The organism is Paucibacter soli (assembly GCF_037482845.1).
GTDB classification, from domain to species: Bacteria; Pseudomonadota; Gammaproteobacteria; order Burkholderiales; family Burkholderiaceae_C; genus Paucibacter_B; species Paucibacter_B soli.
In genome coordinates this window covers 120846-137019 of sequence record NZ_JBBHJW010000012.1, presented here as the reverse complement: position 1 = coordinate 137019, position 16174 = coordinate 120846, and the positions used below count along the sequence as shown (strand labels likewise).

General features: G+C 70.2%; 11 protein-coding genes and 1 tRNA gene. 3 read left to right on the top strand and 9 right to left on the bottom strand.

Going from position 1 to position 16174, the window contains the following annotated elements; genetic code table 11:
* Positions 1-69 precede the first annotated feature (69 nt).
* The 4 genes from WG898_RS22470 to glnE form a co-directional block, all read right to left on the bottom strand.
* Positions 70-723 (bottom strand): glutathione S-transferase, encoded by a 654-nt coding sequence (locus WG898_RS22470; protein WP_339605019.1) that lies wholly within the window; start codon positions 721-723, stop codon positions 70-72.
* A gap of 65 nt (positions 724-788) precedes the next feature.
* Positions 789-1691 (bottom strand): DMT family transporter, encoded by a 903-nt coding sequence (locus WG898_RS22465; RefSeq protein WP_339605018.1) that lies wholly within the window; start codon positions 1689-1691, stop codon positions 789-791.
* Positions 1678-2262 (bottom strand): rhombosortase, encoded by a 585-nt coding sequence (gene rrtA / locus WG898_RS22460; protein WP_339605017.1) that lies wholly within the window; start codon positions 2260-2262, stop codon positions 1678-1680. Before rrtA ends, WG898_RS22465 begins: the two co-directional genes overlap by 14 nt.
* Entirely contained in the window at positions 2262-5018 is a 2757-nt protein-coding gene (gene glnE / locus WG898_RS22455; protein WP_339605016.1) for a bifunctional [glutamate--ammonia ligase]-adenylyl-L-tyrosine phosphorylase/[glutamate--ammonia-ligase] adenylyltransferase, read from the bottom strand. Before glnE ends, rrtA begins: the two co-directional genes overlap by 1 nt.
* A 102-nt stretch (positions 5019-5120) precedes the next feature.
* On the opposite strand from glnE, the gene WG898_RS22450 reads away from it, so the two are divergent.
* From WG898_RS22450 to WG898_RS22440, 3 genes are read left to right on the top strand one after another with little or no spacing between them, the layout of a single operon-like run.
* Complete coding sequence (locus WG898_RS22450; protein ID WP_339605015.1) at positions 5121-9218, top strand: YhdP family protein; 4098 nt, start codon at positions 5121-5123, stop codon at positions 9216-9218.
* Positions 9215-10027, top strand: coding sequence for a carbon-nitrogen hydrolase family protein (locus tag WG898_RS22445; protein ID WP_339605014.1), 813 nt, complete (start codon positions 9215-9217; stop codon positions 10025-10027). Before WG898_RS22450 ends, WG898_RS22445 begins: the two co-directional genes overlap by 4 nt.
* A 14-nt stretch (positions 10028-10041) precedes the next feature.
* Complete coding sequence (locus WG898_RS22440) at positions 10042-10611, top strand: hypothetical protein (protein ID WP_339605013.1); 570 nt, start codon at positions 10042-10044, stop codon at positions 10609-10611.
* Positions 10612-11011: 400 nt separating this feature from the next.
* On the opposite strand, the gene WG898_RS22435 is transcribed toward WG898_RS22440, so the two are convergent.
* The 5 genes from WG898_RS22435 to rsmB form a co-directional block, all read right to left on the bottom strand.
* A tRNA-Phe gene (locus tag WG898_RS22435) sits at positions 11012-11087 on the bottom strand.
* Between the two features lie 68 nt (positions 11088-11155).
* Complete coding sequence (locus WG898_RS22430) at positions 11156-11860, bottom strand: response regulator (protein WP_339605012.1); 705 nt, start codon at positions 11858-11860, stop codon at positions 11156-11158.
* 13 nt (positions 11861-11873) lie between these two features.
* Entirely contained in the window at positions 11874-14135 is a 2262-nt protein-coding gene (locus WG898_RS22425; protein WP_339605011.1) for a sensor histidine kinase, read from the bottom strand.
* Entirely contained in the window at positions 14132-14755 is a 624-nt protein-coding gene (locus WG898_RS22420) for a DUF4390 domain-containing protein (RefSeq protein ID WP_339605010.1), read from the bottom strand. The genes WG898_RS22425 and WG898_RS22420 overlap by 4 nt, the downstream gene beginning before the upstream one ends.
* A gap of 15 nt (positions 14756-14770) precedes the next feature.
* Positions 14771-16120, bottom strand: coding sequence for a 16S rRNA (cytosine(967)-C(5))-methyltransferase RsmB (gene rsmB / locus WG898_RS22415; RefSeq protein ID WP_339605009.1), 1350 nt, complete (start codon positions 16118-16120; stop codon positions 14771-14773).
* Between the last annotated feature and the right edge of the window lie 54 nt (positions 16121-16174).

Genomic DNA, 16174 nt, shown 5'->3' with positions numbered 1-16174 from the left:
GTGCGGCCCGGGGGACCCAGGCCGCAGCGACAGTCTGCAGAAAACGGCGCCTGAAGCGTCGCGCCGCGCTTACTTGGCGGCGAAGCGCTCCTGGTCGGCCTTGCGGTCGGCCGCTACTTTCTGCGCCGTGGGGCGCTCGCCGATCAGCTTGGCATAGGGCTTCCACTCGACGCCATGGGCGGCCAGCAGGTCCTCGCCCAGCACCGACTTGGTGGCCATCGCCACCAGGGGCAGGCTGACCCAGCCGGCGCAATCGGCCTGGGTGAAGGTATCTCCGGCCAGATAGGGGCCGAACTTGGCAAGGCGTTTGAAGGCCGGGATGTTCTTGTTCAGCAGCGTTTTCACGCGCTCCTTGTTGGCATCGCTGCAAGTGCCGCCGAAGAAGGCCTGGCCATAGAGTTCGCGCGCCACGAGCTCCAGATGCAGCTCCAGGAAGGTGATCAGCTCATGCACCTTGGCGCGCGCATAGGGCTCGGCCGGCAGCAGCGGCTTCTCGGGATAGGCGGCCTCCAGATAGTCCACGATCACCTGGCTCTCGCACAGCGGGCCCTGCGCGGTCTTGATGAAGGGGATCTTGCCCAGCGGCGAGCAACTCAGCACCGCCTCGTCGCTGGAGCGCGTCATCACCGCCTCTTCCTGGAAGGGGATGCCTTTTTCCAGCAGGGCCAGCTTGACCTTGTTGTAGTAGTTCGAGAGCGAGAAGCCGCAGAGCGTGATCGTCATGGTTGGTGTCTCCTGATAGGGTGGGCGCAGTCTATGCCGAGGCGCGGCGCGACTGTGCCGTAGGCCTATTTGTTGACCAGCAGGATGCCCAGCGCCAGGCCGAGCAGGGCGATGAGCAGGCGCAGCGTGATCGCCTCGCCCAGCACCAGCACGCCGGCCAGCAGGCCGAACAGCGGCGTGCTGAGCGTGAAGCTGGCCAGGCGCGTGGCCGGGTAATGGCGTATCAGCCAGAACCACAGCAGATAGCTGGCAAAGGAGACGATCAGCGCCTGGAAGCCGAACCAGCCCAAGAGCCGCGCCGACCAGGCCAGCGGCAGCGGCTCGTGCAGGGCCATGGCAGCCAGGCTGAGCGCAAGACCTGACACCGCCAGCTGGTAGAACAGCGTCTTCTCGGCGCTGGCGCTGGCGAGCCGGCTGCCGCGTATCGCCAGCGTGGTGCCGCCCCACAGCAACGCGGCCAGCAGGCCCAGCGCATCGCCCAGCCATTGCAGCTGCGGCTGCCCGCCCGCACTGCTGACAAAACCCTCGGCAAAGGCGAACGCCACCGCGCCAAAGGCCAGCAGCAGGCCCAGGCCCTGGCGCGGCGTGAGCTTCTCGTGGCGCGAGATGAAGGGCATGCCCAGCGCCACCACAAAGGGCGCGAGGTAGATGAACACCACCATGCGCGAGGCACTGGTGTACTGCATGCCCCAGAAGATGGCGGCGAACTCGGCCGCGAACAGGCCACCGGCCAGCAGGCCGCCGCCCAGGCTGCCGTCGCGCTCGAACAGCGCGATGCCACGTGCGCGCGCCCACAGCCATACCAGCGCGCCAGCGACCAGCGAGCGCAGCCCCGCCTGCCAGAACGGCGTGATCTCGCTCAGCGCCGCCTTGATCGCCACCTGGCCCAGGCCCCAGAGGGCGCAGCAGAACAGCACGGCGGCGACGGCAAAGGCGTCGAGATGGGGCTTGCGGTCAGACATCGGCATGGCGCGATGATGCCCGCAGCCGCCGCCAGGCCAGCCACGACAGGGCGCTGAGCGCACCGGCCAGCGTGCCGCTGAGATGGGCAAAGGGCGCGATCGCGATGTCCCAGCCGGGCACGCTGCGCAGCGCCGGACCCAGCGGCTGTTCCAGCCAGAGCTTGACCAGCAGGCCGATGCCGATGCCGGCGGCCAGCCAGCGCTGGTGTCCGCCGCGCGCCAGCAGCTCCACCACCGCCACCGCCACGCCCGCATGCAGCAGGCCCGAGAGCCCGCCGTAATGCAGCAGCTCGGCTTGCATCAGCAGGCCCAGCTGGGTGAGCGGCCAGGCGGCCAGCCAGGCGGGCGTGGCGCGCAACCGGCCGGCCCGGCCCAGCAGCGCGAGCACGGCACAGCCGGCCAGGTTGGCGAGCAGATGCTGGGCGCTCCAATGCACCAGGGCGCCCGTCAAGATACGCCAGGGCTCGCTGACACATAGCGCGGGCTGCCAGTCCAGCCAGGCGCGCGGCAGCCACCAGGCGAGGCTGGCCAGCAGGGCCAGGCCCGCGCTGAACGCCTCCCAGGCCGCCCAGGGCATCAGCCGAACACGGCGCGCCAGAGCGCCAGCACCGCGTCGCGGTGCGGCACGATGCCTTGCGCCGCCTGCGCCGCCTCGTCCAGCGCGGTGGACTGTTCGTCCAGGCGCGCGCGGTGCTGCACGCGGCGCAGCTCGCGGTAGGCATCGGCGGCGGCCTTGCCCACCCCGGCCGGCAGCAGCCCGGCGGCCTCGGCGCGCTGCAGCAGCGCGATATTGCCGGCATTCGCCAGCAGCTCCTCATGCTGGCGCGCATGCGCAAGGATGAGGAACTGCAACGCGAATTCCGCATCCATCATGCCGCCGGGGCTGTGCTTCACATCGAACAGGCCGGCGCGCACCGGGCGTGCCTGGCGCACCTTCTCGCGCATCGCCTGCACCTCCTGGCGCAGCGCCTGGATGTCGCGCTCGGCGGTCAGCACGGCGCGGCGCACACCTTCGAAGCGCGCCGCCAGCTCGGGTGCGCCGGCGCAGAAGCGCGCGCGCGTGATGGCCTGGTGCTCCCAGGTCCAGGCGGTGTTGCTGCCGCGGCCGGTCTGGTAATGCTCGAAGCTGGCCAGCGAGGTCACCAGCAGGCCCGAGTTGCCGTTGGGGCGCAGCGCGGTGTCGATGTCGAACAGCTCGCCGGCGGCGGTGCGCAGGGTCAGCCAGGTGATGAGCTTGCGCACGAAAGCGCCGTAGATCTCGGGGGAGTTTTCGTCCGGGTCGTCGAACAGGAACACCACGTCCAGGTCGCCGCCATAGCCCAGCTCCTTGCCGCCCAGCTTGCCGTAGGCGATCACCGCAAAGCGCGGGGCCGGGCGATGCGCCTGCTTGAGGCGCGCCCAGGACCAGTCGATCACGCATTGCAGCGTGGCATCGGCCAGGGCCGAGAGGTCGTCGGCGACCTGCTCGACGGTGATGCGGCCTTCGACATCGCGCACCAGGGTGCGGAACACCTCGGCATGGTGGGCACGGCGCACGCTGTCCAGCAGCGCCTCCTCGTCGGCCTCGCCATGCTGGGCCCAGGCATCGTGGCGCGCCTGCAGGTCCTTGATGAAGGTGGCGCCGTCGAAGCGCTCGTGCATCAGCCGGCCGTCGGCCAGCTCGTCGATCACGCCCGGGTGCTGCATCAGATAGCGCATCGGCCAGCGCGCCAGGCCCAGCAGGCGCAACAGCCTTGTCTGCACCGCGGGGCGCTCCACCAGCAGGGCCAGATAGCTCTCGCGGCGCAGCAGCGGCTCGACCCAGTCGACAAAGCGCAGCGCGGCGTCCAGCGAGCATTCGCCCGCCTGCACGCCCAGCGCCGCGCGGCCCACCAGCTTGGCCAGGCGCAGGCGCGATTCCTCGCGCAGGTTCTGCACGCGCGGCTGCTGGGCCCAGCGGCGCACCGCCGCGGCCAGCTCGGGCGGCAGTTTTTCCAGGAATTCATCGGCGTCGATGGGCAGCGCCGGGCCGCCGCATTGGCCGTTCTTGCAGGCGCCGGGCTTGGGCGCCTGGCCGTCGTGCAGCAGGGCATCGAACTCGGTGGCCACCAGCTCGCGCACCTCGCACAGGCGGTCCAGCAGCTGGCAGGTTTCGGCATCGCAGACCATGCCCATGGAGCGCGCGATCCACCGCAGATCCTCGTCGGTCCCCGGCAGGCAATGGGTCTGCTGGTCGTCCAGGAACTGGATGCGGTGCTCGACGCGGCGCAAGAAGTCGTAGGCCTCGGCCAGCTTGGCGGCGGTGGCCGGCTTCATCAGCCCGCGCGCCGCCAGCCTGCTCAAGGCCTTGACGGTCGAGCGTGTGCGGATCTCGGGGAACTGGCCGCCGCGCACCACCTGCAGCAGCTGCACCGTGAACTCGATCTCGCGGATGCCGCCGCGCGAGAGCTTTACATCGTTGGCGCGCTCGGGCCGGCCGGCGGCGCGCTTTTGCGCCTCGTCGCGGATCTTGCGGTGCAGCTGGCGCAGGCCCTCGAACACGCCATAGTCCAGGTAGCGGCGGTAGACAAAGGGCGTGACCAGCGAGCGCAGCGCCACCGCGGGCGAGGGCGGCGCGCCCGCCTCGGGCTGGCGCGGCGCCACCACCCGGCTCTTCAGCCAGGCAAAGCGTTCCCATTCGCGCCCCTGCACCAGGAAGTATTCCTCCAGCATCGACAGGCTCACCACCGGCGGGCCCGAATTGCCATTCGGGCGCAGCGCCAGGTCGACGCGGAACACCTGGCCGTCCTCGGTCACTTCGCCGATCAGCGCATAAAGCTTCTTGGCCACCTGGGTGAAGTACTCGTGCGCCGAGACCTGCTTGGCGCCATCGGTCTCGCCCTCGTCGTCGTAGACATAGATCAGGTCGATGTCGGAGCTGACATTGAGCTCGCGCCCGCCCAGCTTGCCCATGCCCACGACCCAGAACTCGATCACCTCGCCGGCGGCATTGCGCGGCTGGCCGTGGATGGCGTCCTGCTCGACGCGCGCCTGCGCCAGCGCCGCGCACAGCGTCACCTCGGCCAGCGTGGTCATCGCCTCGGTGATGGCCTTCATCGGTGCGGCCAGCTCGATGTCGTGCACCGCCAGGCGCTCCAGCACCAGATGGCGGGTCACGCGCAGCGCGCTGGCGAGACCACGGCCCTCGGCCTGCAGCCGCGCGATCAGCGCCTGCATCGCGGCGCGGTCGGGCAGGCCGGCGGCAAGCAGCGGCAGTTCCTGCGCGTAGCGGCGCCGGATGCGTTGCACGAAGCGGCTGTGCTCGGCCAGTGCGTCGGCAGCGGGTGGCAAGGAAGAATGCGCTTCGACGCTCATGGGGCAGGGTGGCCTGTGCTAGATTCGCTGCGATCCTGAGGCTTTGCGAGTGTCATCGTTTCTCATCCTGTGTGCACGCGCTCGCGAGCGCCTGCCTTCTACATGTCCTTGCTAGCCACCGTCTTCGCCGCCGCCAAACGCCCCGCCCGCTGGGCCCGCCGCTGCGCCGGATGGGCCGTGGCCTTGGTGCTGCTGGCATGGAGCCTGGTGCTGCTGGCCTGGCTGGTTTTGCACTGGGCGATTCTGCCGCACATCGATGAATGGCGCCCCGCACTGGCGCGACAGGCCTCCAAATCGCTGGGTTTGAACCTGCAGATCGGCCAGATCGAGGTGCGCTCGGGCGGCTGGATACCGGCGCTGGAAATGCGCGATGTGCGCCTCATCGACCAGCATGGCCGCGAGGCCCTGCGCCTGCCGCGCGTGGCGGCGGCGCTCTCGGCGCGCTCGCTGCTGGCGCTGGAGCTGCGCTTCGAGCAGCTGCTGATCGACGCCCCCGAGATGGTGGTGCGGCGCGACGCCCAGGGCCGCATCTTCGTGGCCGGCCTGAGCGTGGACGAGGCCGAGCGCGCCGAGGCCGGCGGCGATCTGGCCGACTGGTTCTTCGTCCAGCATGAGTTCGTGATCCTGAACGGCCGCGTGCGCTGGATCGACGAGGCGCGGCAGGCGCCGCCGCTGGAGCTCGCGCGCGTGGACCTGGTGCTGCGCAACGGCCTGCGCCGCCATGAGCTGCGGCTCGACGCCACGCCCCCGCCGGCCTGGGGCGAGCGGCTCTCGCTGCGCGGCCAGTTCACCCAGTCGCTGCTCAAGCGCCCCGGCGATCTGCAGCATTGGAGCGGCTCGCTGTTCGCCGACCTGCCCCGCGCCGATGTGCGCGAGCTGCGCCGCTACCTGGACCTGCCCTTCGAACTCAGCGAGGGCGATGGCGCGCTGCGCGCCTGGCTGGAGATCAAGCAGGGCCAGAGCCAGGCCGCCACCCTCGATCTGGGGCTGCGCGCCGTTAAGCTCAAGCTGGGCAAGCGCATCGAGGCGCTGGAGCTGGCCCAGATCGCCGGCCGGCTCGCCATGCAGCGCAATGCGCAAGGCCTCAGCTTCAGCGCGCGCCAGCTCGGTTTCGAGGATGGCGAGGGCCTGGTGTGGCCGCGCTCGGACTGGTCGCTCTCGCTGCGCACGCGCCAGGCCTCCCAGGTGCTGGGCGCCGAACTGGGCGAGCTGCTGGGCGGCGAGCTGACGGCCCAGCAGATGGACCTGGGCCTGGCCGCGCGCATCATGGCGCGCCTGCCGGTGCCGCCGGCCGCGCACCAGCTGGCGCAGCAGATGGCGCCCAGCGGCCGCGTCAGCGCCTTCAGCGCGCGCTGGGAGGGCTCGCCCGAGGCGCCGCAGAGCTACCGCATCAAGGGGGCGCTGGACCAGCTGAGCCTGGCCGCCGGCGTGCCCGCCGATGCGCACAGTGCAGCCCGCCCGGGCCTGTCCGGCGCCCAGCTGCAGTTCGACGCCACCGAGAAGGGCGGCACGGCGCGGCTGGCGATACGCGACGGCATGCTGGAATTTCCCGGCGTGTTCGAGGAGCCGCGCATCCCCCTGCAGACGCTCAGCGCCGGGCTCGACTGGCGCATCGAGACGACGCGCAAGGACGGCGGCCCGCCCCAGGTGGAGCTGCGCGTCAGCGAGCTGCGCCTGCAGAACGAGGATTTAAAAGGCGAGTTCGAGGCCAGCTGGCGCACCGGCAGCAAGCCCGGCAGCGGCCGCGGCGCGCGCCTGCCCGGCAGCCTCGATCTGACCGGACGCATCGACCAGGCGCCCGCGCGGCGCGTGGTGCGCTACCTGCCGCTGGTGGTGGGCGAGACCGCGCGCGGCTATGTGCGCGATGCCATCCGCGGCGGCGAGGCGCAGCAGGTGCAGGCACGCGTGCGCGGCGACCTGGCGGACTTTCCCTTCGACGGCCCGCGTGCGGCAGGCGGCGGCATTTTCCGCATCAGCACCCAGGTGAAAGATGTGGAGCTGGCCTATGTACCCAGCCACGCCGCCACCGAGCAAAGCCCCGCCTACAACTCGCCCTGGCCGGTGATGGAGCAGCTCAATGCCGAGCTGATCTTCGAGCGCGGCAGCATGTGGATCCGCAAGGGCCGCGCCAAGGTGCTGGGCTACGAGCTCTTCAATGTGAACGGCGGCATCCCGACGCTGGCGCACCAGGCCCAGCTGGAGATGGACGGCCAGGGCCGCGGCCCGCTGGCCGAGCTGCTGCGCTTCATGCGCAGCTCGCCGCTGTCGGAATGGACCTCGCATGGCCTGGACGCCGCCAGCGCCAGCGGCAACGCCAACCTCAAGCTGGGCCTGAAGATTCCGCTGCTGGACGCCAGCAAGTCCAGCGTCAAGGGTCAGGTCTTGCTGGTCGGCAACGAGCTGCGCCTGCGGCCCGATGCGCCGCTGTTTGCCAACACGCGCGCGCGCATCGACTTCGACCGCAAGGGCGTGCAGCTGCAGGCCGCCGGCGCACGCGTGCTGGGCGGCGAGACCCTGTTCGAGGGCGGCAGCCAGGCCGACGGCAGCCTGCGCTTCAGTGCCCAGGGGCAGTTCAGCGCCGAGGCGCTGCGGCGCGCCAGCGAGCTGGGCCTGCCCAGCCGCCTGGCCCAGTTCATGAGCGGCTCGACCGGCTACAAGCTGGAGCTGGGCTTTGTCAGGGGCCAGACCGAGTTCAGCCTCGGCAGCTCGCTGCAGGGCCTGGCGCTGGAGCTGCCGGCGCCGCTGCGCAAGGAGGCCGACAGCACGCTCAGCCTGCGCCTGCAATCGCGCCTGTTGCCGGGCAATGCGAATGACGGCGCCATGCGCGACGAGCTGCGCCTGGAGCTGGGCAACCAGCTGCAGGCCCATTACCTGCGCGAGCTGGGTGGCGAGAGCGCGCAGGTCTTGCGCGGCGCGCTGAGCGTGCAGGACAACCTGCCACCCCTGCCACCCAGCGGCGTGCAGCTGCAGGCCAATCTGGCCAGTTTCGATGCCGACGCCTGGCTCGCCAGCGCGCAGCGCCTGCTCGGCCCGGTGAGCCTGGAGAACATCGACAGCGGCTACGCGCCCAGCCAGCTGGCCCTGCGCGCGCAGAGCTTCAAGGCCGCGGGCCGCCAGATCACGCGCCTGGTGGCGGGCCTGAGCCGCGCGCCCGAGCAGAACGGCTGGCGCGCCACCATCGATGCCGAACAGCTGAGCGGCTACCTGGAGCTGCGCCAGGCGCGCGCCGGCCAGCCCGGCCGCGTCTACGCCCGTCTGGGCCGCCTGGCCCTGCCCAAGAGCGAGGCCGACTCGGTGCTGCAGCTGCTGGACAAGCAGCCCAGCAGCGTGCCGGCCCTGGACATCGTGGTGGAGGACTTCGAGCTGCGTGGCAAGAAGCTGGGCCGCCTGGAGGTCGATGCCCAGCTGGTGGGGCCGACGCGCGAGTGGAAGCTCGCCAAGCTGCAGCTCAAGCACCCCGACGCGCTGTTCAACGCCACCGGGCAATGGCTGGCCGACGCCGGACAGAGCCAGCGCCGCACCGTGCTCGATTGGCAGCTGGACGTCAGCGACGGCGGCAAGCTGCTGCAGGCCCTGGGCCAGGGGCAGATCCTGCGCGGCGGCAAGGGCAGGCTGAACGGCCAGCTCGGCTGGCAGGGCTCGCCGCTGAGCCCCGACTACCCCAGCATGGGCGGCCAGCTGCATGTGGCGCTGGACGCCGGCCAGTTCCTGCAGGCCGAGCCCGGGGTGGGCCGGCTGCTGGGCGTGCTGAGCCTGCAATCGCTGCCGCGCCGCCTGCTGCTGGACTTCCGCGATGTGTTCTCGCAGGGCTTTGCGTTCGACAGCTTTGGCGGCGACCTGCGCATTGCCAAGGGCGTGGCGCACACCAGCAATCTGCGCATGGTGGGCGTGCAGGCGGCGGTGCTGATGGAGGGCCAGGCCGATCTCGCCGCCGAGACCCAGGACCTGCGCGTGCTGGTGGTGCCCGAGCTCAATATGGGTGGCGCTTCGCTGGCTTATGCGGCCATTAATCCGGCGATCGGCCTGGGCACCTTCCTGGCCCAATGGCTGTTGCGCAAGCCCATGGCGGCGGCCGGCACGGAGGAATTCCATGTCACCGGGAACTGGGATGCGCCCAAGGTCGATCGCATCGAGAAGTCGTCCGAGCGCAGCAACAAGCCGCCCGAGGAGGCGGCCTCAGGAGTGGCACCGTCATCATGAAGCTGGCAGCGATACAGATGGTCTCGGGCCCCGAGCTGGCGGCCAATCTGGCGCGCGCGCGCCACTGGATGGAGGCCGCCAGGGCCGAGGGCGCCGAGCTGGTGGCCCTGCCCGAGTACTTCTGCCTGATGGGCACGGCCGACACCGACAAATTGGCCATCGCCGAGGTCGATGGCGAGGGCCCCATCCAGGCCATGCTCGCCCAGGCGGCGCGCGAGCTGGGCCTGTGGGTGATAGGCGGCACCCTGCCGATCAGGACCGCGCAGCCCGACAAGGTGCGCAATGCCTGCTGCGTCTATGCGCCCGACGGCAGCCGCGCCGCGCGCTACGACAAGCTGCACCTGTTTCGCTTCGACAACGGCCGCGAGCGCTATGACGAGGGCCGCGTGCTCGAGCCCGGCGAGGCGCCGGTGACGCTGCGGGCCGGGCCGCTCAAGCTCGGGCTCTCGGTCTGCTACGACCTGCGCTTTCCCGAGCTTTACCGTGCCATGGGCGCCATGGGTGGGGGTGACCCCTGCGACCTGCTGGCCGTGCCGGCGGCCTTCACCTACACCACCGGGCAGAAGCATTGGGAGCTGCTGCTGCGTGCCCGCGCTGTGGAGAACCTGGCCTATGTGATCGCGCCGGCCCAGGGCGGCATGCATCCCAACGGCCGCCGCACCTGGGGCCACAGCATGATCGTCGACCCCTGGGGCGAGGTGCTCGCCTGCCTGCCTGAGGGCGAGGGCCTGGCCATCGCCGAGTTGGACGCGCCGCGCATGGCCGCCCTGCGCGCCCAGCTGCCGGCCCTGCAACACCGCCGACTTTGATCGAGGAGCACGCCATGCAACGCCGCACATCACTCCTGGCCCTGCTGGGGTCAGGTCTTGCGCTGACCGGCTGCGGCACGCCCGCCGACCCCGAGGGCATGCGCCTGAGCGTGGCCGAGGGCCTGCAGCTGCGCGGCTGGGTGCCCGAGGCGCTCAAGCAGCAGGTGCAGCTCGGCCAGGTGCTGGGCGGCCAGCCGACCGGCCGCCTCTGGGGCTCCAAGATCGGCGACGAAGCGCTGCGCGTGGCCTTGCAGGAATCGCTCAAGGCCGCCGGCATGCTGGCGCAGCAGCCGCAGGGCGGCCGCTACGAGCTGCGCGCCGCGCTGCTCGCGCTGGAGCAACCGGTGGTGGCGGTAGGCGACGCCCGCGTGGTGCTGACGATGGCCTACGAACTGCTGGACAAGGCCGGCGGCGGCAATGGCAACAACAACAAGCTCTACCAGCGCGAGCTGCGCAGCGTGCATGTGGCCGAGTTCGGCGACGCCATGCTGGACCAGAACGAGCGCCTGCGCCTGGCCAACGAGGGCGCGCTGCGCAAGAGCATCAATGCCGTGCTGCGGGAGCTGCTGGAGCTGCGCTACTGACAAGACCTGGCACCGGCCGCGGCGGCTTGACCAACCAGGCTTGCCGGGTGGTCTGCAGGAGCCGATGGAGGTGCTGGGCCTGGATGCTGTGGCTGTTGCTGTTCATGGCGCCAGTGTCGGCGGGCTTGATGACAGCTTGAAGACGCGGGGGGTGGGGATGTGGGGATCTCGCCTAAGTGCGGGAGTGTTGGCCCAACACCGCTGCGCGCCTGCCACCCGGGCGGATTGTGACTGCTCGGCTTGGGCCGATCAGTCATCCTCCGTGCCCTCCCGGGCACTTCGGACCATCGCTGCGCGATGTCCTACGGCAGCCACTGGCTGCCGTAGAGCGAACGTGGTTCTCATCCGCTCCGCGAACCGCCAAACGAAAATGGCTCCCACGAGGGGAGCCATTTGCGTTTGGTGGCCTGGGGCGGAATCGAACCACCGACACGCGGATTTTCAATCCGCTGCTCTACCAACTGAGCTACCAGGCCTTGTCTTGTCGCCGCTGCTTGGTGGCTTTTTCAAGCCGCTCAAATCAGCGAAGACCGAGAGTGTAGCACTAAATTCCGCTGTTGCGCTTGTTTCTTGTGAGATCGACACCCAGCTGCTTGAGCTTGCGGTACAGATGGGTGCGCTCGAGGCCGGTTTTTTCGGCCACGCGGGTCATCGAGCCGTTCTCCTTGGCGAGGTGGAATTCGAAATAGCTCTTCTCGAAGGCATCGCGCGCCTCGCGCAGCGGTCGGTCCAGCTCGAACACCTGCTCGGAGGCCAGGCCCTGCGGCGGTAGCACGGCCACGGGCGCGACGCTCAGGCCGGTGGGCGCATGCGAGATGGGCAGGCCGCCCACCAACTCGCTGCGCTCGAAGCTGGCCATGGTCACCGTGGGCGCGGGGCGCGGCGCGGTCTTCACCAGGGCCTGCTCCACCGCACGCAAGAGCTTCTGCAGGGTGATGGGTTTTTCCAGGAAGGCGATGGCGCCGAACTTGGTGGCTTCCACCGCGGTGTCTATGGTGCCGTGGCCGCTCATCATGATCACCGGCATCGAGAGCTGGCCCGAACTGCCCCACTCCTTGAGCAGGGTGATGCCGTCGACATCGGGCATCCAGATGTCCAGCAGCACCAGGTCCGGACGCATGCGCTCGCGCACGCTGCGGGCCTGGGCGGCGTTCTCCGCCAGTTCGATGGTGTGCCCCTCGTCGGAGAGGATTTCAGACAGAAGGGCTCGAATGCCCAGTTCGTCGTCGACTACAAGAATGGTTGCCATGTATGCCTACTGTTCACGCGGGCCGGCGCGTCTCTGGCGTCTCGGCCGGGCTCGGTGCAGTCGCGAGTTTTGAAAATGATAACGAAACTTGAGCGCCCACTACCGGCAGCGCCTCGTCGCCTTCCTTGTGCAGATTCACCAGGCGGATGCGCGCGCCATGTTCATCTGCGATTTTCTTCACCACCGCCAGTCCGAGGCCGGTGCCCTTGGACTTGGTCGTCACGTAAGGCTCGAAGGCCCTCTTGAGCACCTTGTCCGCAAAACCGGGGCCATTGTCCGTCACTTGCAGACGCAGGCCGCGCAGCTCGCCAGCATCGCTGAAAGCCTTCTGCGTGCGCACGCTTACATGCCCGTCGGGGCGCTCGCTCACGGCGTCGAGCGCGTTCTGCACCAGGTTGTGGATGACCTGGCGCAGCTGGGTGGCGTCGCCATTGATGAGGGGTGGGTCGCTCGTCAGCTCGGCATGCAGGCGGCCGGCTTCCTGGGCCGGCGCGTACAGCATCAGCACCTCGCTCACCAACGCGTTCAGGTCCAGGCCCTTGAGGCTGGCGGCGGGCAGGCGCGCGTAATCGCGGAACTCGTTCACCAGCTGCTTCATCGCCTGCACCTGGTTGACGATGGTGGCCACCGAGCGCACCAGCATGGCTTGGTCGGCACCCTCGAGCTTGGCCTCGAGCTTGTGCTGCAGGCGCTCGGCCGAGAGCTGGATGGGGGTGAGCGGGTTCTTGATCTCATGCGCCAGGCGGCGCGCCACCTCGCTCCACGCCTGGGAACGCTGGGCTGAGACCACCTCGGAGATATCGTCGAACACCATCAGGCGCGCATCATGCGGCAAGGAGGCGCCTCGCACCAGCAGGGTTAGCACGTCCTGGCTCTGGTCCAGCTGCAGCTCGAAGGCCTCCTGCCAATGGTCGCGCTCGGCCGCGCCCTCGGCGCCCAGCTGGGTGCCGGCATTCATCTCAAAGCGCTGCCAGACCGCCTTGGCAAAGGCCGCCAGCTGCGGCACCTCGTCCAGCTGCCGGCCGCGGTAGGCCGCCAGCGGCAGCTTGAGGATGCGGGTGGCACCGGGGTTGACGGTGTCGATGCGCTGCCGGGCATCGAACACGATCACGCCGGCGGTGAGGTTGTCGAGGATGGTCTGCAGATTGGTGCGCGCGCTCTCCAGCTGGGCCACGCTCTGCTCCACCAGGCCGCGCGCATCCGCGAGCTGCTGGGTCATGTCGGCAAACGAGCGCGTCAGCCCGCCCAACTCGTCGCGCGAGCTCAGCACCGGCTTGCGCGTGAGGTCGCCCTGGGCCACCTGGCGCACGCCGTCGGCCAAGAGCAGCAGTGGCCGCGCCAGCTGGTTGCCCAGGGTCACCGCCAGCAGCAGGGCGGCAAACACCGCCAGCACCAGCACCAGGGTGAGGGTGCCCAGGTACATGCGGCGCAGACCGTCGCGCTCCAGGCCGCGCTGCAGGTATTCGGCATTCGCCGCCTGCACCGCCAGCGCATTCGCCACCATGCTGGCGGGCAGGGCCTGCACCACCATCAGGTAGCGATCGCCGCCGCCCAGGCTGAGCTCGCTGGAAGGCAGCAGGGCCAGCGCGCGCAGGCGCGGCGGGTCTTCCTCCAGGCTGTCGATCTTGCTCACCAGGCCGCGGGCGCGCACCTGGCGCAGCAGCTCGGGCTGGGGCCGGTCGGGGGTGAGCGAATGGGTGTCGCCGCCCACGCCCACCAGGATCTGGCCGTTGGGCCCCACCAGGGCCACGGTGCGCGCCGAGAGTTGCTCGCGCACGCGCTCCAGCGCCAGCGTCTGCGGCATGCTGCCCAGCTCGGCCAGGCGCTCGGCGGCGCTGCGCGTCTTCACGCCCAGGTCTTCCACCAGGCTGTCCAGCGTGCCCTGGCCCAGCTTGAGGCCGGCATCCAGCGCGCTCGCCAGCTTGACATCGAACCAGCTCTCGATGCTGCGGTTCACGAACTGGTAGGAGACGGTGTAGATCAAGAGGCCCGGCACCACCCCCACCAGTGCGAAGATGGCCGCCAGCTTGAGCAGCAGCCGGCTGCCGAACTTGCCGCGCTTCACGCGCACCACCAGGCGTACCGCGGCGATGCCGATCACCAGCACCAAGAGCGCCGCCACCACCACATTGAGCCAGAACAGCCAAACATAGTGGCGCTCGAAGAAGCCGCGCGGCGCGGTGGCGCCGATCGATAGCAGGAAGGCCAGCACCCCGCAGGCGCCGGTCACCGCCACCAGGGAGACCACCCAGGCCCAACGCGCCGCTTTTGTCATGGCGCCAGCTTGGCGCTGAAGTCCGGGTTCAGGTTGAGCGTGCGCTCGACCTTCAGGTCCCAGCCCTGCGGCGCGCCCAGGCCGATCTGCATGGGCCGCGGCAGCTGGCTGGTGTCGAGCTTGTAGCTGAACTCCAGGTAGTAGCGGCCATCGTCCTCCAGCTCCTTGGCCTCGGCGATGCGCCAGCCCGACACGCCGCGCAGCGAGGCCACCGCCTCGGCCAGGCTCTCATAGCTCTGATTCAGACCGCCGGTGCTGACGCGGTATTGCCGGGTCAGCGGCTGCCAGGCCAGGCGCCAGCTGCGCGAGGCACGCGCCACGCGGGCATCGCGCCAGTACCAGCGGTTGCGCAGCACCGCCGCCTCGGCGGAGAAATAGATGGGCACGCCCTTGGCCAGCGCCTCTTCCACCGGCTTGGGCAGCTCGAAACGGGTGCTGAAGCTGAGCGCCAGACCATCGTCGACGCGCTCGGTGCTGAGCTGGTTGAGCAGCACGCCGTCGGCGCGCGCCAGCCCCAGCCCTAGCCACAACAGCAGCCCGGCCAGCCACAGCAGCGCCCGGCCCGGGCGGGCGGCGCTGGCGAGCGTGGCGGTGGACGGGAAGGGCGTGCTGAGGATCAAGGCGCGTGTCAGGGGTCAGGCTTGCTTGGTGATGAGGGCGTAGTAGAAGCCGTCCAAAGCCGCGGCTCCCTGCGTCTCATTGTCGGCCAGGGGCAGCAGGTGACCCGTGACGCCTTGCACCGCGATCGACTTGGCGTCGGCATGGCGTTGCAAAAATGCGTCGGTCTGCGCCTGGCCCTCGGCCTTGAAGACCGAGCAGGTGGCATAGACCAGGCGGCCGCCCGGCTTCAGCGTGGGCCACAAGGCCTCCAGCAGCTCGGTCTGGATGGCCGCGAGCTGGGGGATGTCGCCCGGCCGGCGCAGCCAGCGCACGTCGGGGTGGCGGCGCACGATGCCCGAGGCGCTGCAGGGCGCGTCCAGCAGGATGGCGTCGAAGGGCTCGCCATCCCACCAGGCGGCGGTCTGGCGCGCATCGGCGGCCTTCAACGTCGCGCGCTGGCCCAGGCGGTCGAGGTTCTGCTGCACGCGCTGCAGGCGCTTGGCATCGGCATCCAGGGCCAGCAGCTCGATGTCCGGGCGCAGCTCCAGCAGGTGCGCGGTCTTGCCCCCTGGCGCGGCGCAGGCATCCAGCACCCGGGCGCCCGGGGTCAGGTCTTGCGGCTGCCAGTGCAAGAGCAACAACGGGGCGGCCAGCTGGGCGGCGGCGTCCTGCACCGACACCTCGCCCGCCTCGAAGCCCGGCAGGGCAGTGACGGGCACGGCCTTGGCCAGGCGCAGCGCCTGCGGCGTCACGCCGCCCAGGGCCTGGGCGGCGATGCCGGCCGCGGCCAGGCGTTCCACATAGGCGGCGGCCGTGCCGTGGCGGGCGTTCGCGCGCAGCGTCATCGGCGGCTGCAGATTGTTGGCGGCCAGGATGGCGGGCCATTGCGCGGGCCAATCCTGGCGCAGCTGCGCGATCCACCAGTCCGGGTGGTTGTGGGTCGCCACCGCATCGGCCTGCAGCTGCGCCAGCAGGGCGCTGCGCTCGCGCAGAAAGCGGCGCAGCACCGCATTGACGAAATTGGCGCTGCCCTGGGCGCGCTGGCGCACCGCGCTGACCGCCTGGTCCACCACGGTGTGCTCGGCATAGGGCGGGGCGGCCTCACCCTGGGACGGCAGCAGCAGGGCCAGGGCGCAGATCAGCAGGTTGTCCACCTTGGGCGGCGGCGCCTTGGGCGCCAGCAGCGCGCGCAGGGCCTGGGCGCTGCCGAGCCGGCGCAGCACCAGAAAGCTCAGCGCCTGCGTGCCCGGGCGCAGCGCTGCCGGGCAGCGCCCCAACAATTCGGTGAGCGATTGGCCGCTGCGCACGGCTTGTACGGTATCGGCCACTTGCAGCAGCAGGCGCTGCAAGGTGGCGGCTTGGGGAGTGGCGGCGGGCTTGGACACGGCGGCAGTGTAGAGCCAGCCCAGCGCTGCAAGGTTATGCCAATCCGGCCACAA

Bases quoted from the DNA above. Each gene is read 5' to 3' on its own strand.
- WG898_RS22470 (WP_339605019.1), bottom strand. From the start codon at position 723: ATGACGATCACGCTCTGCGGCTTCTCGCTCTCGAACTACTACAACAAG.
- WG898_RS22465 (WP_339605018.1), bottom strand. From the start codon at position 1,691: ATGCCGATGTCTGACCGCAAGCCCCATCTCGACGCCTTTGCCGTCGCC.
- rrtA (WP_339605017.1), bottom strand. From the start codon at position 2,262: ATGCCCTGGGCGGCCTGGGAGGCGTTCAGCGCGGGCCTGGCCCTGCTG.
- glnE (WP_339605016.1), bottom strand. From the start codon at position 5,018: ATGAGCGTCGAAGCGCATTCTTCCTTGCCACCCGCTGCCGACGCACTG.
- WG898_RS22450 (WP_339605015.1), top strand. From the start codon at position 5,121: ATGTCCTTGCTAGCCACCGTCTTCGCCGCCGCCAAACGCCCCGCCCGC.
- WG898_RS22445 (WP_339605014.1), top strand. From the start codon at position 9,215: ATGAAGCTGGCAGCGATACAGATGGTCTCGGGCCCCGAGCTGGCGGCC.
- WG898_RS22440 (WP_339605013.1), top strand. From the start codon at position 10,042: ATGCAACGCCGCACATCACTCCTGGCCCTGCTGGGGTCAGGTCTTGCG.
- WG898_RS22430 (WP_339605012.1), bottom strand. From the start codon at position 11,860: ATGGCAACCATTCTTGTAGTCGACGACGAACTGGGCATTCGAGCCCTT.
- WG898_RS22425 (WP_339605011.1), bottom strand. From the start codon at position 14,135: ATGACAAAAGCGGCGCGTTGGGCCTGGGTGGTCTCCCTGGTGGCGGTG.